This window comes from Mesobacillus maritimus (genome assembly GCF_019749255.1).
Lineage (GTDB): Bacteria > Bacillota > Bacilli > Bacillales > Cytobacillaceae > Mesobacillus_B > Mesobacillus_B maritimus_A.
Map to the genome: position 1 here is coordinate 1 of NZ_JACWFH010000035.1, position 20631 is coordinate 20631.

The 20631-nt window shown below is 40.6% G+C and carries 15 protein-coding genes and 1 pseudogene; all 16 read left to right on the plus strand.

Annotated features, from left to right (window positions below; genetic code table 11):
* The first annotated feature begins 342 nt into the window (after window positions 1–342).
* Entirely contained in the window at window positions 343–3351 is a 3009-nt protein-coding gene (locus H0185_RS20995) for a PolC-type DNA polymerase III (protein ID WP_221875460.1), read from the plus strand.
* Window positions 3352–4005: 654 nt separating this feature from the next.
* The gene (gene ltrA / locus H0185_RS21000) at window positions 4006–5832 is read left to right on the plus strand and encodes a group II intron reverse transcriptase/maturase (protein ID WP_221875461.1); all 1827 of its coding nucleotides are present in this window, start codon (window positions 4006–4008) and stop codon (window positions 5830–5832) included.
* Window positions 5833–5944: 112 nt separating this feature from the next.
* A pseudogene (locus H0185_RS21005) lies at window positions 5945–7348 on the plus strand (PolC-type DNA polymerase III); the annotation flags it as partial.
* A gap of 323 nt (window positions 7349–7671) precedes the next feature.
* A complete protein-coding gene (rimP, locus tag H0185_RS21010; RefSeq protein WP_221875462.1) occupies window positions 7672–8139 on the plus strand; it encodes a ribosome maturation factor RimP in 468 nt (155 codons plus the stop codon).
* 81 nt (window positions 8140–8220) lie between these two features.
* Window positions 8221–9333 carry a transcription termination factor NusA gene (gene nusA, locus H0185_RS21015; RefSeq protein ID WP_221875463.1) on the plus strand — a complete coding sequence of 371 codons (1113 nt, stop codon included), beginning with the start codon at window positions 8221–8223 and terminating at the stop codon, window positions 9331–9333.
* Window positions 9334–9351: 18 nt separating this feature from the next.
* Window positions 9352–9633, plus strand: coding sequence for an RNase P modulator RnpM (rnpM, locus tag H0185_RS21020; protein ID WP_221875464.1), 282 nt, complete (start codon window positions 9352–9354; stop codon window positions 9631–9633).
* Complete coding sequence (locus H0185_RS21025; RefSeq protein WP_425515840.1) at window positions 9633–9932, plus strand: YlxQ family RNA-binding protein; 300 nt, start codon at window positions 9633–9635, stop codon at window positions 9930–9932. The genes rnpM and H0185_RS21025 overlap by 1 nt, the downstream gene beginning before the upstream one ends.
* 19 nt (window positions 9933–9951) lie before the next feature.
* Window positions 9952–12228 carry a translation initiation factor IF-2 gene (gene infB / locus H0185_RS21030; RefSeq protein ID WP_221875465.1) on the plus strand — a complete coding sequence of 759 codons (2277 nt, stop codon included), beginning with the start codon at window positions 9952–9954 and terminating at the stop codon, window positions 12226–12228.
* The gene (locus tag H0185_RS21035) at window positions 12228–12509 is read left to right on the plus strand and encodes a DUF503 domain-containing protein (protein WP_221875466.1); all 282 of its coding nucleotides are present in this window, start codon (window positions 12228–12230) and stop codon (window positions 12507–12509) included. Before infB ends, H0185_RS21035 begins: the two co-directional genes overlap by 1 nt.
* A gap of 20 nt (window positions 12510–12529) precedes the next feature.
* Window positions 12530–12895, plus strand: coding sequence for a 30S ribosome-binding factor RbfA (rbfA, locus tag H0185_RS21040; protein WP_221875467.1), 366 nt, complete (start codon window positions 12530–12532; stop codon window positions 12893–12895).
* A gap of 370 nt (window positions 12896–13265) precedes the next feature.
* On the plus strand, window positions 13266–14186 hold the full coding sequence (truB, locus tag H0185_RS21045) for a tRNA pseudouridine(55) synthase TruB (protein WP_221875468.1): 921 nt from the start codon (window positions 13266–13268) through the stop codon (window positions 14184–14186).
* Between the two features lie 33 nt (window positions 14187–14219).
* Entirely contained in the window at window positions 14220–15170 is a 951-nt protein-coding gene (gene ribF, locus H0185_RS21050; protein WP_221875469.1) for a bifunctional riboflavin kinase/FAD synthetase, read from the plus strand.
* 126 nt (window positions 15171–15296) lie between these two features.
* A complete protein-coding gene (rpsO, locus tag H0185_RS21055; RefSeq protein ID WP_090742057.1) occupies window positions 15297–15566 on the plus strand; it encodes a 30S ribosomal protein S15 in 270 nt (89 codons plus the stop codon).
* Window positions 15567–15856: 290 nt separating this feature from the next.
* Window positions 15857–17974 carry a polyribonucleotide nucleotidyltransferase gene (gene pnp / locus H0185_RS21060; protein ID WP_221875470.1) on the plus strand — a complete coding sequence of 706 codons (2118 nt, stop codon included), beginning with the start codon at window positions 15857–15859 and terminating at the stop codon, window positions 17972–17974.
* A 154-nt stretch (window positions 17975–18128) separates the two neighbouring features.
* A complete protein-coding gene (locus tag H0185_RS21065; RefSeq protein ID WP_221875471.1) occupies window positions 18129–19100 on the plus strand; it encodes a polysaccharide deacetylase family protein in 972 nt (323 codons plus the stop codon).
* Window positions 19101–19239: 139 nt separating this feature from the next.
* Complete coding sequence (locus H0185_RS21070) at window positions 19240–20478, plus strand: M16 family metallopeptidase (RefSeq protein WP_221875472.1); 1239 nt, start codon at window positions 19240–19242, stop codon at window positions 20476–20478.
* Window positions 20479–20631: the final 153 nt, after the last annotated feature.

The window sequence follows — 20631 nt, forward strand, 5'->3', positions numbered from 1 at the left end:
TAGGATTGATAGGTGCCCTAAGTGGAGCGAATCCCAAAGGGAAAGGTCATCAATAGGATTGATAGGTGCCCTAAGTGGAGCGAATCCCAAAGGGAAAGGTCATCAATAGGATTGATAGGTGCCCTAAGTGGAGCGAATCCCAAAGAGAAAAGGTCACTAATAGGACTTCTAATCATTTCCTACACATTTCTTAATCCCCGAAAGCAATCAAGTAAGAGTTTTATGTTATAATTACCTTTGCTAAAAAAATATTCGACAGATTCCTAGTTACCCAAACTACTCATTCATGGCAGAAATTCTTTGATGGTAGTTTTATTTTATTTCATAGATAGGAGGGAAACAATGACCGATCTTTCCTCTAAAAAGAAAGAAAGTTTTCAGGTGCTTTTACAGCAGCTTCAACTAACAGAAGATGCGATGGTTGAACACTTTAGAGATGCATTAATTGACCGAGTGGTGGTCGAAAAGAAACAGAAAAAGTGGCATTTCTTTTTTCAGTTTGAGCGTATTATACCTTCTAGCCTAATGAGCCGGTTTACGACTCAACTCGACAGAAGCTTTTCTCATATCGCCAATGTTACAAGTACGTTTAATGTGCTTGACCAATCTGTTACCGAAGAGTTGGTACATGACTATTGGAAACATTGTGTTCAGGAAATTGATGGGATGGCTCCGCCGTTACTAAAACTACTGAATGAACAACTTCCAAAGGTTCAGGGACATAAAGTGGTTTTAAATGTTCGGAACGAAACGGAAGGAATGGCGATTAAGAATAAGTATAGTGGAATCCTTGCTAATATTTTTCAAACCTATGGCTTTCCAATCCTTACCATTGATACAGTCGTGAATCAAGATTCTTCAGCAAATAATGACTATGAAGAGTTTAGAAAAGCGAAGGAAAAAGAAGACCAAGAACGTGCACTTATGGCGATGGTTGAAATGCAGAAGAAAGAAGCGGAGAAAGACCAAGGCGATGCTGGAGTGCCTGATGGTCCGGTTTCAATCGGCCTAACGATTAAGGATGATGCTGATCTCCGTCGTTTAGAAGAAATTGTGGATGAAGAACGCCGTGTAACAGTTGAAGGCTATGTATTCCATGCTGAAACGAAAGAGCTTCGTAGTGGTCGAACACTTTTAACCTTTAAAATCACAGATTATACAAGTTCCATTATGGTAAAAATGTTCTCTCGTGACAAAGAAGACGCCGCGATTTTCAATGTAATTAAAAAAGGTATGTGGTTAAAGGTTAGAGGTAGCGTTCAAAATGACACCTTTGTCCGTGACTTAGTAATGATTGGTAATGATGTCAATGAAATAAGACCGAAGCTGCGCAAGGATAAGGCTCGTGACGGGGAAAAGCGTGTAGAGCTCCATCTTCATACACCGATGAGCCAAATGGATGCTGTCAGCAGTGTTAGTGATCTTGTTTCTCAGGCAGCAAAATGGGGGCATTCAGCCATAGCAATTACCGATCATGCCGTTGCTCAATCTTTCCCAGAAGCGTTTGGAGCAGGAAAGAAAAACGACATAAAAATCCTTTATGGTGTGGAAGCCAATCTTGTGGATGATGGAGTCCCAATTGCTTACAATTCAGCACACCGCCTCCTAGCGGATGATACCTATATTGTTTTTGACGTTGAAACAACAGGTCTTTCGGCAGTCTACGATACGATTATCGAATTAGCTGCAGTAAAAGTTCAAAATGGGGACATCGTAGATCGTTTTGAGTCCTTTGCCAATCCGCATCGTAGACTCTCATCGACCATTATTGAATTAACGGGGATAACTGATGATATGGTAGAAAACGCGCCTGAAGTGGATGATGTCCTGAGAGAATTCCACGAATGGATTGGGGATGCCATTCTAGTTGCGCATAACGCATCCTTTGACATGGGCTTTTTAAATACCGGTTGTAAAAAAATTGGCATTGGTAAATTACCAAACCCAGTTATTGATACGCTAGAATTAGGAAGACTTTTATTCCCAGATATGAAGAACCACCGACTCAATACATTAGCCAAAAAATTAGATGTTGAGTTAACCCAGCATCACCGGGCAATATATGATGCGGAAGCGACGGGTTATATCTTAATCAAAATGCTCAAAGAAGCAGCAGAAAAAGGCATTGAGTATCATGATCAAATGAATGACTATATGGGTCAAGGGAATGCTTACAAGCGAGCTCGGCCACACCATATTACGCTTCTAGCTCAAACCGAAGCTGGATTGAAAAATCTTTTTAAACTTGTGTCGATTTCACATTTGAACTATTTTTACAGAGTACCTCGAATTCCAAGATCTGTACTGCAAAAATACAGAGAAGGAATTTTAGTAGGATCTGCTTGTGACAAAGGTGAAGTTTTTGAAACAATGATGCAAAAGTCAATGGAAGAAGCGGAGGAAGCTGCCCAGTTTTATGACTATTTGGAGGTTATGCCTAAGCCGGTCTATTCTCATTTGATAGAACTAGAGCTAGTGCGCGATGAGAGATCGCTTGAAAACATCATTACCAATATCGTTAAACTTGGTGAAAAGCTAAATCTCCCAGTAGTTGCTACTGGGAATGTCCATTACTTAAATCCTAATGATAAAATCTACCGAAAAATTCTAGTGAACTCTCAAGGAGGAGCGAACCCGCTCAATCGTCACCGCCTCCCTGATGTACACTTCCGAACTACGGATGAAATGCTTGATGAGTTTTCTTTCCTTGGAAAAGAAAAGGCAAAAGAAATCGTCGTCACCAACACAAATAAAGTGGCTGAAATGGTTGATGTCATCAAGCCAATCAAGGATGATCTATACACCCCGAAAATTGATGGGGCAGATGAAGAAATGCGTAACATGAGTTATGGAATGGCAAGGAGTATATATGGGGAAGAACTCCCGGAAATCGTTGAGGCTCGACTTGAAAAAGAATTAAAGAGTATTATCGATAATGGATTTGCCGTGATTTATCTTATTTCTCATAAGCTTGTTAAAAAATCTCTTAATGACGGCTACCTTGTTGGTTCGCGGGGATCGGTAGGATCATCCTTCGTCGCAACAATGACGGAAATTACCGAGGTCAATCCTTTACCACCGCATTATGTTTGTCCAAAATGTAAGAAATCTGAGTTCTTTGATGATGGTTCGGTAGGATCTGGTTTCGACCTCCCGGATAAAGATTGTCCAAACTGTGGAATTCGCTACACGAAAGATGGTCATGATATCCCGTTTGAAACCTTCCTAGGCTTTAAAGGAGATAAGGTTCCCGATATCGATCTCAGTGCGCCACGTTATCAATTGAAAAGATTGGTCACTAGCAAATTTGCTAGGAGAACTGTTAACTCAAAGTGTGGAATGATAGGGTAACGCCTTGAAACACACTCACTGAATCTGCGGCAAGCGAAGGAGACAATGTAAATAGTTGAACTCGTTTGGAGCCCGCTAAAGTCGGCTGAAATTTACCCTAACACAATATGGTGAGGAAAAACCTAATAGGTTGTAAATGATAGGCCGGGTGTCTACAAAACTTCTATGGTTAGAATGGATAGAGTTATCTGGACGAATCCTCGACTGACTCTTCGTGAATGTCACTAAGTAGAAATGCTTAGGGGTCCATTTAGGACTTTCTAGTTTGGATGAGTAAACGTTAGGTTATGAAAATCCATATAGCTTTACAGGAGCTATCAAGCTAGACGGAGTTTAGAGGAAACCTACGGAAGTATGTATAGATAGAGTTAACGGAACGTGGGAAGCTTCGGAGACTTGAGGTGATTACACACCGATTGAAAGTCGTTCTTCAAAAAGCTCAAGATTGAGTATAATGAAGGTTTGCCGAAGTGGCAGTAAAGCCGTAGTACCGTTTGTAGGAACTGCCTGCGACGACCGAATATACTGAATAGGTACGAGGGAAAAACAGTTCTGAGGGAAGGGCTTAAGTCGTCTTTTACGATACAAATCCTACACAGGTCAGTATTCTTGTATGACTAAATAGAAACGAAAGCCTTTTTTGGAGGTGATTAGTTGGCTGACTTAATGGTTCAAAAATTAAGAAATAACGAATACTTCAATGTTCAAGAAACATTTGACCATTTGTACGCTGAAAGTAAAAGGGGAAGGTATTTTAACAAGCTCTACGATTTAATCATCACAGAAGAAAATATTCTTCTCGCTTTTCGAAATATAAAAAGCAATACTGGAAGCAAAACAAAAGGTACAAACGGTCACACCATTAAACATCTAAACAGGATGAATAAAGAAAAGCTCATTAGAATGGTTCGGCGGAAGCTACTAGACTACAAACCAGAGATGGTCAGGCGAGTGATGATTCCAAAGCCAAATGGAGATAAACGTCCTCTTGGAATACCGACGATAGAAGATAGACTTATCCAACAGATGATTCTACAGATTCTTGAGCCTATCGTTGAGGCAAAATTTCATCCATCAAGCTATGGGTTCAGACCAAATCGGAATACGCATGATGCGTTAGCAAGGTGTTACCATATGGTCAATCATAGTCACCAGCATTATGTAGTTGACGTGGATATAAAGGGGTTCTTTGATAACGTAAATCATAAAAAGTTAAGCAAACAGCTTTGGGCGATTGGAATAAGAGATAAAAAGGTTCTTACCATTATAAGCAAAATGTTAAAAGCTGAAATTGAAGGCGAGGGAATACCTCAAAAAGGGACTCCACAAGGCGGGATTTTATCACCGCTCCTAGCTAACGTCGTTCTGAACGAGTTAGATTGGTGGATATCGAATCAATGGGAAACCAAACCGACAAGAGTGGACTATAAACTAAAAAGGAATCGAACAGATGCCTTGAGAAAAACAAGATTAAAGCCTTGTTATATCGTTCGCTATGCTGATGACTTTAAAATCTTTACTAACTCTTATGAAAATGCTCGCAAGCTATTTATTGCTGTAACAAAATGGTTGAAAGAACGGTTAGGCTTGGATGTGAGCCCTGAAAAGAGTAAAATCACAAACCTTCGAAAGAACGGGACAGATTTTCTCGGCGTGCGTTTTCGAGCAGTGCGTAAAGGGACAGCGAAGACGGGATATATAGTGAATTCAAAAATATCTCCGAAGGCAAAAGAAAAGGTGACGAAGGTTTATCAACATAAACTAAGTCAACTACGGAAGAGCCCTAATCCTAACAAAGTTCTTGACCTCAACTCGTTTACCTTAGGCATTCATAATTACTATAAAATTGCCACGAGGGTGTCTTCGGATTTTAATGATATACGGCATACCATACACTTTAAAATTAAAACTTTGTTGAAACGGAATATTTTTAATCCAACAACAGAAAAGAATGCTGTAATTGATAAGTTCTATAATGACTTCGATTACAAACGATTTAAAAGTAATGGATTGCTTGTACTACCATTTGAATCGGTACGGCATCGAATACGAGGACAAAGAGACCCGGAATTTACGATTTACGCCAAAGAAGACCGCCAAAGAATTCATAAAGAGCTAATACATGTGACCGCAGTAGAACTTGAACATTTAAGAAAAGGGAATTACTCATCTAAATCTACTTTGTACGAAAACAATCGGATAAGTAAATATGTCGCACAAAAAGGAAGGTGCTACATTACAGGCGAACGGCTAATGCCAATCAATTGTATATGTCACCATATCCAGCCTACAAAGATGGGCGGTACCGATGAGTACGACAATTTAGTCATTATAAAGAAAGACTTTCATATGCTTATCCATACAAAGTATCCGATGAAAGACCCTATTAAATCACATCATGTCCATACATTAGACGCCAAAGCATTAAAGAAACTCAATACACTACGCAAGGTTGTAGGATTCCAAGCGTTGGTGATTTAAATTATCGTAAATATAAAGACGATGGAGCGCCGTATGACACCGAAAGGGTCACGTACGGTGTGGGGCAGGGGAAAAGCTAGAGATAACATCAAAGGCTTACCTATTGCCATACTTCTCCGGGGAATACCAGCCACGTGCCCATGACTATACCAAAGTCTTGTTTGGTGAAGACAATGTGTATCGCGCGGGTACAATTGGAACCGTTGCGGAAAAGACGGCTTATGGCTATGTTCGAGGCTATCAAAATGATAATAACTTGCATATGCGTGGAGCGGAAACAGACAGGCTTGTAGCTGGTTGTACGGGCGTTAAACGAACAACAGGGCAGCACCCAGGGGGAATTATCGTTATTCCAGATTATATGGATGTATATGATTTCTCACCAATTCAGTTCCCAGCGGACTCCCTTACGTCTGAATGGCGAACAACCCACTTTGACTTCCATTCAATTCATGATAATGTCTTAAAACTTGATATTCTCGGGCACGATGATCCGACGGTGATCAGGATGCTCCAAGACTTAAGTGGAATTGACCCGAAAACGATTCCGACGGATGACCCTGAGGTAATGAAAATTTTCAGTAACACGCAATCTCTTGGTGTCACAGAAGAGCAAATTATGTGTAAAACAGGAACATTCGGGATTCCTGAGTTTGGGACAAGATTCGTACGTCAGATGCTTGAAGATACCAAGCCAACAACCTTCTCTGAGCTTGTACAGATTTCTGGACTCTCACATGGTACGGATGTATGGCTAGGAAATGCTCAGGAGTTAATCCACAACAATGTTTGTACGTTAAGTGAAGTAATTGGTTGTCGTGACGATATCATGGTTTACCTCATCTACCAAGGGCTTGAACCATCCTTTGCTTTTAAGATTATGGAATCGGTACGTAAAGGGAAAGGTCTTTCAGATGAGATGGAAGAAGAAATGCGTAAAAACAAAGTACCAGAATGGTATATTGATTCTTGTAAAAAGATCAAATATATGTTCCCGAAGGCGCACGCGGCTGCGTATGTGTTAATGGCTGTCAGAATTGCGTATTTCAAAGTGCATCACCCGCTTTTATATTATGCAGCGTATTTTACGGTTAGAGCGGAAGACTTTGACGTTGATGCGATGGTTCGTGGTTCTCACAGCATCAGAGCGAAGGTTGAAGAAATCAATGCCAAGGGCCTAGATGCCTCTACGAAGGAAAAGAACTTGATGACCGTTATGGAGTTAGCATTAGAGATGTGTGAGCGAGGGTACACCTTTAAAAAGGTAGATCTCTATCGTTCAAGTGCTACTGATTTTATTATTGATGGCGACTCACTTATCCCACCTTTTAATGCAATACCTGGTTTGGGAACAAACGCCGCAATCAACATTGTTAAAGCACGGGAAGCAAGAGAGTTCCTTTCGAAAGAGGATCTTCAGCAACGTGGTAAAGTTTCAAAAACAATTATTGAATTCCTTGACAATCATGGCTGTCTGGAAGCACTTCCTGATCAAAATCAGCTTTCATTGTTTTAAATTGGTTTGGAAAAAGGTGTCTTAGAGGGGGTGTGCAACTTCCTTCTGAGGCACCCTTTTCTTTAGGTTGTTATTTCCATGTCTTTGTGGGGAAAAGGGGAGTAGCTTACCGTTAATAGAGTAAAATCAAGGGAACTCAAGCGTTCGCGGCGCCTAATCTGTTTGCATTAAAAATCTGGTTATGTTATATTTTTATTGGAAATACTAAGGATAACTCTGGCAGATAAGAGTGGGGAAACCCGCTCTTTCTTGTTTGTATGCCCTTTTCGGGATGTAATGACAAAAGAACGGGAAGAGCCCATTCCATAAAGGAGGGATAAAAGATGAGCAAAGTGACAGAAGTTGTCGAGGATCTTTTGACACCTATATTATCGAATCTAGACCTTGAATTAGTGGATATAGAGTATGTAAAAGAAGGAAAGAACTGGTTTCTACGAATTTACATAGACAAAGATAGTGGCGTTGATATTGAAGAATGCGGACTAGTCAGCGAACGTCTAAGTGAGAAGCTTGATGAACTTGATCCAATCCCACATAACTACTTCCTTGAGGTATCATCACCTGGGGCAGAGCGTCCACTAAAGAAAGAAAAAGATTACCAAAAGGCGATTGGGAAAAATGTGTTTATTAAAACATATGAGCCTATTGATGATGAGAAAACATTTGAAGGCATTTTAAAAGCATTTGATGGTGAAACGGTAACAATTGAAGTAAAGATTAAAACAAGAAAGAAAGAAGTCCTTGTGCCATTTGATAAAATTGCCAGTGCTCGTTTGGCGGTCACATTCTGATAAAGTGAAACAAATTTTGGCATGAATGAACAGCCTTATGAAAAATATAATTGTAAGAATCCAAAGGGGGATATGAATCTCATGAGCAGTGAATTATTGGATGCTCTGATTGTGCTCGAAAAAGAAAAAGGCATATCCAGAGATGTATTGATTGATGCGATTGAAGCTGCATTAGTCTCAGCATACCGTCGTAATTTTAATCAGGCTCAGAATGTACGTATTGATTTGAACCTCGAAAACGGCTCAATGCGTGTATTTGCTAGAAAAGAAGTTGTCGAGGAAGTATTTGACCCCCGTCTTGAAATTTCCATTGAAGAAGCACAACAAATCAACCCTAACTACGCAGTGGAAGATGTTGTAGAATTGGAAGTAACACCGAAGGATTTTGGTCGAATTGCTGCTCAAACAGCGAAGCAAGTGGTTACTCAGCGAGTTCGTGAAGCAGAGAGAGGAATTATCTACTCTGAATTCATTGACCGTGAAGAAGATATTATGACAGGGATTGTTCAAAGACTCGATGCCAAGTTCATTTATGTAAGTCTAGGTAAAATTGAAGCGATTTTACCAGTGAACGAGCAAATGCCGAATGAACAATATAAGCCACACGACCGAATTAAAGTTTTTCTTACTAAAGTAGAAAAAACAACAAAAGGCCCACAAATTTTTGTTTCTAGAACTCATCCAGGACTTTTAAAAAGACTGTTTGAAATTGAGGTTCCGGAAATTTACGATGGCACGGTTGAAATCAAATCCGTTGCCCGTGAAGCGGGTGACAGGTCAAAAATATCTGTTCATTCTGATAACCCAGAGGTAGATCCTGTTGGGTCTTGTGTCGGTCCTAAGGGGACAAGAGTACAGGCAGTTGTGAATGAGCTAAAAGGCGAAAAGATTGACATTGTGAAATGGTCAGAGGATCCAGTCATTTTTGTAGCCAATGCTTTGAGCCCTTCAAAGGTTCTCGATGTGATTGTAAATGAAGCAGATAAAGCGACAACGGTGGTTGTTCCAGATTATCAGCTTTCGCTTGCAATTGGTAAAAGAGGACAGAATGCTAGACTTGCTGCTAAACTGACAGGTTGGAAAATCGATATCAAGTCAGAAACAGACGCTCGTGAAGCTGGAATCTATCCTCGTGAAGACGGTGCGCTTTTAGAAGGATATGAGGAAGACTATTCAGACGAAGAGTTAGATTAAGGGAAGAGGTGGATGAGCGTGAACAGCCGTAAAAAAATTCCGATGCGAAAATGTGTCGCAACCGGTGAAATGAGACCGAAAAAAGAACTCATCCGGATTGTTCGCTCAAAAGAGGGAGAAGTATCCATTGACCCGACTGGAAAGAAATCTGGCAGGGGCGCTTACCTCACAAAGGATAAGGATACTGTCTTGCTTGCAAAGAAACGAAACATTCTCTCTAAACAGTTGGAAGCGAACATAGACGAGTCACTTTATGATGAGCTTCTTGACCTTATAGAAAAGGAGAAACGACCAATCTGATGAAGGATCAGTGGATGTCATTGCTTGGCTTAGCCAATCGAGCGCGTAAAATTATTTCTGGGGAAGAGCTAACCGTTAAAGAAATCCGAAACGGTAAGGCAAAGCTAGTATTATTGTCTAAGGATGCATCTTTCAATACTCAAAAAAAAATAACAGATAAATGTAATTCCTATCATGTGCCATATAAACTGGTAGAGGATCGGTATAAGCTCGGCCAGGCAATTGGGAAAGAAGCCCGTGTGGTTGTTGCCCTACTGGATGATGGGTTTGCAAAGAAACTGTTGACGTTGCTCGATTAATTCTAGCGGGGGTGAAAATATGAGTAAAACACGCGTGTACGAATATGCAAAAAAGCATAATGTATCGAGTAAAGATGTTATTACAAAATTAAAAGAAATGAACATAGAAGTTTCAAACCATATGACGGCAATTGAAACAGATACGGTGAGGAGATTAGACGCCATTTATAATAAAACTATTGATAAGCAGCCACAGTCACAGCAGTCAAATCAACAACAAAATCAAAAACCATCAGGTCAAGGTCAACAAAGACCATCAGGCCAAGGTCAACAAAGACCATCAGGTCAAGGTCAACAAAGACCATCAGGCCAAGGTCAACAAAGACCATCAGGTCAAGGTCAACAAAGACCATCAGGTCAAGGCCAACAAAGACCATCAGGTCAAGGTGGTCAAAAGAGACCAGGAGGTCAGGGTCAACAAAGACCAGGAGGTCAAGGTCAAGGAAATAAACGCAACAACAATAATAAATCAAAACAAAACAACAATCGTGGGAAACAAAATCAGACACATACTCCTCAACCGCAAGATAAAAAAGAAAAAGTACTTCCAGCAAAGATTACTTTTAGCGAATCATTAACGGTTGGTGAGCTTGCTAAAAAGTTACACCGTGAACCATCTGAGATCATCAAAAAGTTATTTATGCTTGGTGTAATGGCAACGATTAACCAGGATTTGGATAAAGATGCAATTGAGCTAATCTGTACTGATTATGGGGTTGAGGTTGAAGAGGAAATTCTTGTTGATACAACTGACCTAGAAGTTTACTTCACCGAGGACACAGAAGATCTTCTTCAAGAACGCCCACCAGTTGTGACCATCATGGGACACGTTGACCATGGGAAAACAACTACGCTTGACTCTATCCGTCATACAAAGGTGACTGCAGGTGAAGCCGGGGGGATTACCCAGCACATCGGTGCCTATCAGGTTGAAGAGAATGGGAAGAAGATTACATTTTTAGATACACCAGGTCATGCTGCCTTCACCACAATGCGTGCTCGTGGTGCAAAAATCACTGATATCACGATTCTTGTTGTTGCAGCCGATGACGGAGTAATGCCACAAACTGTGGAAGCTATTAACCATGCGAAAGCCGCTAATGTGCCAATCATCGTTGCGGTGAATAAGATGGATAAAGAAGCAGCAAACCCAGATCGTGTAATGCAGGAATTAACTGAGCATGGACTTATTCCTGAGGCATGGGGTGGAGAAACCATCTTTGTTCCAATTTCAGCTCTTAAAGGAGAAGGAATTGATAACCTTCTTGAAATGATTCTCCTAGTTAGTGAAGTTGAAGAATATAAGGCGAACCCAAATCGCACTGCTATTGGAACAGTAATTGAGGCTCAATTAGATAAAGGTCGTGGATCAGTTGCGACATTGCTTGTCCAAAATGGTACTCTTAAAGTCGGCGATCCAATCGTAGTCGGCAACACTTATGGACGTGTCCGCGCGATGGTGAACGATCTTGGTCGCCGTGTTAAGGAAGTAGGACCTTCTACTCCTGTTGAAATTACAGGTCTTAACGACGTGCCTCAAGCTGGTGACCGTTTTGTTGTCTTCGAAGATGAAAAAACAGCTCGTCAAGTTGGAGAAGCTCGTGCCACTCATGCATTACAAGCACAAAGATCTGAAAAGCAAAAGATTAGCCTAGACAATTTGTTCGAACATATGAAGCAAGGCGAAATGAAGGATTTAAACCTAATTGTAAAGGCTGATGTACAAGGTTCAGTAGAAGCTGTTGCAGCAGCATTACAGAAATTAGACGTAGAAGGAATCAATGTCCGAATTATCCATACAGGCGTTGGTGCTATTAACGAATCCGATATCACGTTAGCAGCGGCTTCAAATGCGATTGTAATTGGGTTTAATGTACGCCCTGATAATAATGCGAAACGTGCTGCGGAATCAGAAGAAGTCGATATTCGTTTACACCGCATTATCTATAAGGTAATTGAAGAAATTGAATCTGCAATGAAAGGAATGCTTGATCCTGTTTATCAAGAGAAGACAATTGGTCAAGCTGAAGTACGTCAGACTTTCAAAGTATCTAAAGTTGGTACAATTGCAGGTTCATATGTTACTGATGGAAAGATTACCCGTGATAGTGGCGTCCGTTTAATCCGTGATGGCATTGTTATCTTTGAGGGTGAAGTGGATGCGCTAAGACGTTTCAAAGATGATGCAAAAGAAGTAGCTCAAGGTTACGAGTGCGGAATCACCATTAAAAACTTCAATGACGTGAAGGAAGGCGACGTCATCGAAGCATATATCATGGAAGAAGTGGAACGTTAATGATTGTAGGATTCGCTTCATGTGAATGCATCATTTATGATGCTCACTCCTTAAAGGATAAAAGAGCGGTCTTACAACGGATTCTAACAAGACTGAAACAGAAGTATAATGTTTCGGTATCGGAAGTGGATTTCCAGGATGTCTGGCAGCGGACAAAAATCGCCATTGTGACGGTTTCTTCCGCTCGGCAGTCAACTGAAAGGGAACTACAAAATGCCCTTCAAATGATTGATTCGTTTCCTGAAATAGAACGAACCATTACAGATATTGAATGGCTTTAATTTGACTGAGGTGATCGAACATGGCCCATAGGGTAAATCGTGTTGGAGAGCAGATGAAGAAAGAACTTGGTGATATTATCGGCCGAAAAATCAAAGATCCCCGCATTGGTTTTGTAACGGTGACGGATGTCGAGGTAACAGGTGATCTTCAGCAAGCAAAAGTATTTATCTCGGTTCTAGGTGACGAAGAACAGAAAGAAAACACATTAAAGGCGTTAGCCAAAGCGAAGGGATTTATTCGTACCGAAATCGGACAACGGATACGTCTTCGCAAGACGCCAGAAATTAGTTTTGAATTTGACCCGTCCTTAGAGTACGGCAACCGAATTGATACACTTCTACACCAGGTTCATAATAATGATGATGAAAAAGAACGAGAAAATTAAGATAAAGAAAAAATGGATAGACATCATGTCTATCCTTTTTTTCGATAGTTCGCCTTTTAAGGCGCTTACGCTTTTCTAAAAAAGATAAGTAAATATAAAAGTTTTAATTTAGAGAAATGTCTAGCTCCAGTGCCCTAGCGGCTAGTGTCCTTCGCTCTCCGCCCTACGATTGAGTCAAGCACGAAGGGGCTAACGCTCTTCGTGTTTCCTTTTCCGCGTTCTAACGGGCGGTAGCTTCTAAAACTGCCCGTAAGAACCCGAATGATTTTTCTAAGGGCTGAAGCCCTAAGAAAAACCTTATCTCGGTTGGAGGGCTCCAGGCCATACGCCGCTGACCAGGGCGCTTACGCTTTTCTAGTTAGGAGGAAACATGGAAGGAATTTTACCTTTATTTAAACCAGCAGGAATGACATCGCATGATTGTGTCTTTCGTTTACGAAAGATTTTAAAGATGAAGCGAATTGGACATACAGGAACCCTTGACCCTGATGTAACTGGAGTATTGCCGATATGTTTGGGAAGGGCGACAAAAGTTGCCGAGTACATCACCGACGCAGGGAAGGCGTACGAAGGGGAAGTGACGATAGGGTTTTCCACAACCACCGAAGATGCTTCGGGGGATACTGTGGAAACTAAAGAAGTAGAGAAGGTTTTTACCAGGGCTGAAATTCTAGAGGTGTTACAGAATTTAACAGGTGAAATTGAGCAGACTCCTCCCATGTACTCTGCAGTCAAGGTCAATGGGAAAAGACTTTACGAATATGCCCGACAAGGAATTGAAGTCGAACGACCATCGAGAATCGTTCAAATATACAAGATTGAATTGCTTGACGACCGTGAAACATTTTCGGGGAAAAATGTTTCCTTCAGATTTAGAGTAAGCTGTGGCAAAGGGACTTATGTCAGAACTCTTGCGGTCATGATTGGAGAGGCTCTTGGATATCCAGCACATATGTCTTACCTGCAGCGGATACAGTCTGCAACTATGACGCTTGAAGATTGCTATACATTAGAGCAAGTCGAGGAGCTTGCAGAAAAGGGCGAGGTTGAGAAGGTGCTAAAGCCACTTGAGGACGGAATTTCTCATTTGCCGAATTTTAAAATAAATGATACAGTAGCAGAGAAAGTGAAAAATGGTGCTTTACTGGATATTCCACCACATCTGTTACAAGAGGATGGTCCGATAGCTGTTAGCCAAACCGATGGGAAGGTGTTAGCGATTTATCGAAAGCATCCAAGGAAACCAGGATTACTTAAGCCCGATAAAGTGCTTAGAAATGATCAATTATGATACATAGGCTTAGTCAGAAAAGGTGAGTATGAAGTGGAAGTAATTAAATTGAACCACCCTCATTCCTATAAAAAAGAAGAGTTTTCTCCTCAGGTTATGGCTCTTGGATATTTTGATGGTGTCCATCTCGGTCACCAAAAAGTCATTAAGGAAGCAATGAAGACTGCAACAGACAAAGGAATGAAAAGCGCAGTCATGACCTTTGATCCACATCCTTCTGTTGTCTTAGGCAGAAGCGTTCAACATGTTGAATACATCACGCCCATCGAAGAAAAAATTCGCGTAATTGAGAAGCTTGGGGTGGATTGTTTATACATCATCCACTTTACTCCGCAATTTGCCAATTTATTGCCCCAGGAATTCATTGACGACTATATCATTCAATTGAATGTTAAGCACGTAGTGGCAGGCTTTGATTATACATATGGGAAAATGGGTAAAGGGACGATGGAAACCATACAGTTCCATTCAAGAGGACTGTTTGGCTATACAGTAGTTCCCAAACTCTCAGTGGAAGGTGAAAAGGTTAGTTCAACGTTAATTCGAACGCAGCTACGCGAGGGGAAGATGGATGCCATTCCAATGCTTCTAGGTAGACACTATACAACAAGCGGGATTGTTGCGCATGGAGAAAAGCGAGGCAGAACCATCGGCTTTCCCACTGCAAATGTTGATGTTTCAGAGGAATACATTCTCCCATCAACAGGTGTGTATGCAGTTCAAATCCATGTAGCTGGCAGCTGGCATCAAGGTGTCTGTAATGTAGGATATAAGCCTACTTTTCACTCTGAACAGGCCCCTAAACCAACCGTAGAGGTTCATATTTTTGATTTTAATCAAGATGTTTATGGGAAAGTCGCGATTGTTGAGTGGCATAAAAAGATCCGTGAAGAGCAAAAGTTCCCTGGAATTGATGCATTAGTCGCTCAAATTGATCAAGATAAACAGAGTGCACTTGAATACTTTGAAAAACACTACGCATAGACTTGCTTTTTAACTTAAAAAGTTGTATTCTTATAAACGTACCAAAAAGAAAAGAACCTTTGCTTGGCAAGTCGAGTCACCGACGCTTGCTCGGTAACAGGGGATATTAAGTAGGAGGTGAATCGGATGGCAATCACAAAAGAACGTAAAAATGAACTAATCAATGAGTTCAAGACACACGAAAACGATACTGGTTCTCCAGAAGTTCAAATCGCTGTCCTGACTGCAGAAATTAATGCATTGAATGATCATTTACGTACTCACAAGAAGGATCACCACTCTCGTCGTGGCCTTTTAAAAATGGTAGGTAAGCGTCGTAACCTTTTAACGTACCTTCGTAATAAAGATGTTACACGTTACCGTGACTTAATCAACAAACTTGGTTTACGTCGATAATTTGTAAAAAGCGGGATTTTTCCCGCTTTTTTATTGTGTAAATAAAAGGTTTGGGTATAAAATTAATAACATATCCTTGTTCATTTTAGAGTTTGTTTTTTCTGTACATAATAATAACGGAGCAAGTCTTCAGGACAGGCCTAAACCTAGACTGAAGAAATTTACTTTCAGTAAGATTTTGAAAATGTACAGCGATTCAAGTCGCTGTCACTATACATTGAATGTACATTGCAGCAAGGAAAGAGTGTAAGGATGCTGCAAACGGATTCAGTAAGAGAGGGGCTTAATGAATGGATCAGGAAAAACAGATATTTTCAATGGACTGGGCCGGTCGTGAACTGAGTGTTGAAATCGGTCAGTTGGCTAAGCAGGCTAATGGCGCAGTCCTAGTACGTTACGGAGACACAGCGGTATTAAGTACTGCTACAGCGTCAAAGGAACCTAAGAACTTAGATTTCTTTCCGTTAACAGTAAACTATGAGGAGCGACTATACGCGGTTGGAAAAATCCCTGGTGGTTTTATCAAAAGAGAAGGTCGTCCAAGTGAAAAAGCAATTTTAGCTAGCCGTTTAATTGATCGACCAATTCGTCCATTATTTGCAGATGGCTTTAGAAATGATGTACAAGTTATTTCTATCGTCATGAGTGTGGACCAAAACTGTCCATCTGAAATGGCGGCCATGCTTGGATCATCTTTAGCACTAAGTGTTTCAGATATTCCATTCCAAGGTCCAATTGCTGGAGTCATTGTTGGTCGTATTGATGGGAAGTTCGTCATCAATCCAACAATTGAAGAAGCTGAAAAGAGCGACATGCATTTAACGGTTGCGGGAACAAAAGATGCGATCAACATGGTAGAAGCTGGAGCAGATGAGGTATCAGAAGAAGTCATGCTCGAAGCTATTATGTTTGGTCATGACGAAATCAAGCGTTTAATTGCATTCCAAGAAGAGATTGCCGCTAAAATTGGCAAAGAAAAAATGGAAGTCAAACTCTTTGAACTTGATAAGGATATTGAAGCGGAAGTCCGCGGATTATGCGAAAGCGACATGCTTAAAGCCATTCAAGTGCAAGAAAAGCATGCTCGTGAAGCAGCGATAAAAGAAGTTAAAAACGCAGTGGTTGCAAAATATGAAGAAGACGAAACAGATGAAGACAAGCTAAAACAAGTCAAACAAATCCTTGATAAAATTGTGAAGGGTGAAGTTCGTCGTTTGATTACCGAAGAAAAAGTTCGTCCAGACGGACGCGGTGTTGACGAAATTCGTCCACTGTCTTCAGAAGTAGGGATCTTACCTCGTACACACGGTTCAGGATTGTTTACTAGAGGACAAACTCAAGCATTAAGTATTTGTACACTTGGGGCCATGGGCGATGTTCAAATTTTGGACGGACTTGGGCTTGAAGAAGAAAAACGCTTCATGCACCACTATAACTTTCCATTATTCAGTGTAGGTGAAACGGGTCCTATCCGTGGACCAGGTCGAAGAGAAATTGGTCATGGTGCTTTAGGAGAACGTGCTCTTGAAGTGGTTATTCCTTCTGAGAAAGATTTCCCTTACACAATCCGCCTTGTTTCAGAGGTACTTGAATCCAATGGTTCAACTTCACAAGCTAGCATTTGTGCAAGTACATTAGCCATGATGGATGCAGGCGTACCACTTAAAGCACCGGTAGCAGGGATTGCAATGGGACTTGTTAAATCTGGAGAACACTACACAATTCTAACTGATATTCAAGGTATGGAAGATCATTTAGGCGATATGGACTTTAAAGTAGCTGGAACAGCTAAAGGTGTAACGGCACTTCAAATGGATATCAAAATTGATGGTTTATCTCGTGAGATATTAGAAGAAGCTCTTCAGCAAGCGAAGAAGGGACGTATTCAGATTCTTGAGAGCATGTTAGCGACCCTTGCTGAGCCACGTGAACAGCTATCCGCTTATGCGCCTAAGATTTTAACAATGAAAATTAATCCTGATAAGATTCGTGATGTTATTGGACCAAGTGGAAAACAAATCAATAAAATCATTGAAGAAACAGGTGTTAAGATTGACATTGAACAAGATGGTACTGTCTTTATTGCTTCTACGGAACAAGAGATGAATCTAAAAGCAAAACAAATCATCGAGGATATCGTTCGTGAAGTAGTAGTAGGACAGATGTATCTAGGGAAAGTAAAGCGCATTGAAAAGTTCGGGGCCTTTGTTGAAATTTTCAATGGAAAAGATGGACTTGTTCATATATCTGAGCTTGCAGAAGAACGTGTCGGCAAGGTAGAAGACGTTGTTAAAATTGGAGATGAAATTTTAGTCAAAGTAACTGAAATTGATCGCCAGGGTCGTGTGAATCTTAGCCGCAAAGCCGTTTTGAAAGAACAACGTGAAAAAGCTGAACAAAGTGAATAAATATAATCAAAAAACCCGGGGCTAACCCTGGTTTTTTTTCATTTCTAAGGAGAGTAATCCTTTCCTTCGTTCTACCTTGTCCTTGCTAAACATACTCTATTTTATAGGGAATCAGGACAGGGCTATCTCCCGGTTCATGAAGGAGGTATGGGGAATGAAGAAGTTTTCTTATTTGGTCGCGATTTTAATCGGTGCGTGGCTACTGGTGAGCAATCCTTTTTCAGATCATTACTTATCATATTTAAAAGCGGAAACCATTACGGTATCGATGAATGAGGATCCTCTTTATATGGAAATAGTAGAGAAAGCGAAAAAGTATGAGAAAGAGCCCTCCGACGCAAAAATCGATCCGGTTTGGAAAGCCATTCCTGGTTATAACGGAGTTAAGGTCAATATTGAAAAATCGTATAAAAAGATGAAGAAAGAGGGAAGATTCACAGAGAAACTATTGGTGTACGAAGAAGTCTATCCTCAAGTACACTTATCTGAACTTCCTCCCGCTGCTATTTATAAGGGAAACCCAGAAAAACCAATGGTCAGTTTTATCATTAATGTCGCTTGGGGAAATGAATATTTGTCCGATATGCTGGAAACGTTAAAAAAGCATCATGTGACAGCGACGTTCTTTCTTGAAGGAAGATGGGTAAAAAATCACCCTGAGTTGGCGAAAATGATTGTGGAAGCTGGACATGAGGTAGGAAACCATTCGTTTACTCATCCGGATATGAGAAGCCTATCAACGTCAAGAATTCACGATGAAGTCAAAAGAACGAATGAGGTCATTGAGGCAACTACGGGAGAAAAGCCTCGGTGGTTTGCACCTCCTAGTGGGAGCTATAAGGAAGAGGTTGCTAAGGTCGCTTCCGTTTATGGACTCGGCACCGTTATGTGGAGCCTAGATACAATTGATTGGCAAAAGCCTTCTCCGGATGTTTTGATTCAAAGGGTAATGGGGAAAATCCATAATGGAGCACTCATCTTAATGCATCCAACCGATTCAACTGCCAAATCGTTGGACCGATTAATTACTCAGATTAAAGCACAGAATTTAGAGATTGGTACAGTTACCAAACTCTTCAGTGAAGATAGAATTATGAACAAGGACGGTTTGAAGGAGGAGTCTTAAGTTCATTATTCTTAAAGTTTTAAAAAATAAAAGTCCAAAAGATGAAAAAAAAGCCTTCATTTTGGAAAAAGTAACTAAAATGAAATATACTAAGGTATTGCAGGAGTAGTTTTTAGCTATTTCCAAAGGAGGGGTCTTTTTGATAAAAAAATATACATGCCAAAATGGCGTGCGGATTGTACTTGAACAAATTCCCACTGTGCGTTCAGTGGCCATTGGTGTCTGGATTGGGACAGGATCTCGAAATGAAATACCTGAAAACAATGGGATCTCCCATTTCCTAGAGCACATGTTTTTTAAGGGCACGAAAACAAGATCTGCTAGAGAAATTGCTGAATCCTTCGATAGCATTGGCGGACAGGTAAATGCGTTTACTTCAAAAGAATACACATGCTACTATGCAAAGGTGCTAGACACACACTCCGAGTATGCGCTTGAGGTTTTATCCGATATGTTCTTTAATTCTACTTTTGAGGCAGGAGAACTGGATAAAGAAAAGAATGTTGTGTATGAGGAAATTAAGATGTATGAAGATACACCTGATGATATTGTTCATGATCTTTTAAGTAAGGCGATTTACAATGAACATTCTCTCGGTTACCCAATTCTTGGGACAGAGGATACCTTAAAAACATTCACAGGTGATACATTAAATCAATATATGTTTGATACATACACTCCTGAGAATGTCGTCATCTCGATTGCTGGAAATGTGCCAGAAACCTTTATTTCAGAAGTCGAAAAGCTGTTTGGCTCGTATGAAGCAGGAAAGAAAGAAATTGAGTATCATAAGCCATCTTTCCACGCTAAGCATGTCGCTCGTAAAAAAGAAACTGAGCAGGCACATCTATGTATCGGATTTGAAGGCTTACAAATTGGTCATGAGGATGTCTATAGCTTAATTACCTTAAACAATGTTCTAGGCGGAAGCATGAGTAGCCGTCTGTTCCAAGAGGTAAGAGAGCAGCGAGGGCTTGCTTACTCTGTTTTTTCCTATCATTCTGCCTTCAGAGATTCTGGCGTGGTGACGATTTATGGTGGAACGGGAGCGAAGCAGCTGGATGTTTTATTTGAAACCGTTCAGGAAACCCTTGCTAAGCTTCGTCAAGAAGGAATCACCGAAAAAGAACTAAACAATAGCAAGGAGCAGCTAAAGGGTAGCCTAATGCTGAGCCTTGAAAGCACAAACAGCCGTATGAGCCGAAACGGCAAAAATGAACTACTCTTAAGTCGCCATCGTTCACTTGATGAAATCGTAGAGCAAATTGACCAAGTGACAATTGAAAGTGTAAATGGATTGGCTAACAACATCTTTACAGATGAATACTCCGTTTCACTTATCAGTCCCGATGGAGAACTACCAAAAGGATTATTATAAGTAAATAAAGAACAGCCTGTTATTTTAGAGCAGGCTGTTTTTGTTCTTTCTACGTTAATTTATCTAATAAAAAGGCAACTACCCTTTAAAGCCAGTCATTAGTATAATCACCAACCTTTAATATGAGACTTACGATTCTAAACTACGATTGAA

What these genes read in the sequence shown, in the direction of transcription:
- H0185_RS20995 (WP_221875460.1), top strand. Translation starts at nt 343, where the DNA reads ATGACCGATCTTTCCTCTAAAAAGAAAGAAAGTTTTCAGGTGCTTTTA.
- rimP (WP_221875462.1), top strand. Translation starts at nt 7,672, where the DNA reads ATGAGCAAAGTGACAGAAGTTGTCGAGGATCTTTTGACACCTATATTA.
- nusA (WP_221875463.1), top strand. Translation starts at nt 8,221, where the DNA reads ATGAGCAGTGAATTATTGGATGCTCTGATTGTGCTCGAAAAAGAAAAA.
- H0185_RS21025 (WP_425515840.1), top strand. Translation starts at nt 9,633, where the DNA reads ATGAAGGATCAGTGGATGTCATTGCTTGGCTTAGCCAATCGAGCGCGT.
- infB (WP_221875465.1), top strand. Translation starts at nt 9,952, where the DNA reads ATGAGTAAAACACGCGTGTACGAATATGCAAAAAAGCATAATGTATCG.
- H0185_RS21035 (WP_221875466.1), top strand. Translation starts at nt 12,228, where the DNA reads ATGATTGTAGGATTCGCTTCATGTGAATGCATCATTTATGATGCTCAC.
- rbfA (WP_221875467.1), top strand. Translation starts at nt 12,530, where the DNA reads ATGGCCCATAGGGTAAATCGTGTTGGAGAGCAGATGAAGAAAGAACTT.
- truB (WP_221875468.1), top strand. Translation starts at nt 13,266, where the DNA reads ATGGAAGGAATTTTACCTTTATTTAAACCAGCAGGAATGACATCGCAT.
- rpsO (WP_090742057.1), top strand. Translation starts at nt 15,297, where the DNA reads ATGGCAATCACAAAAGAACGTAAAAATGAACTAATCAATGAGTTCAAG.
- pnp (WP_221875470.1), top strand. Translation starts at nt 15,857, where the DNA reads ATGGATCAGGAAAAACAGATATTTTCAATGGACTGGGCCGGTCGTGAA.
- H0185_RS21065 (WP_221875471.1), top strand. Translation starts at nt 18,129, where the DNA reads ATGAAGAAGTTTTCTTATTTGGTCGCGATTTTAATCGGTGCGTGGCTA.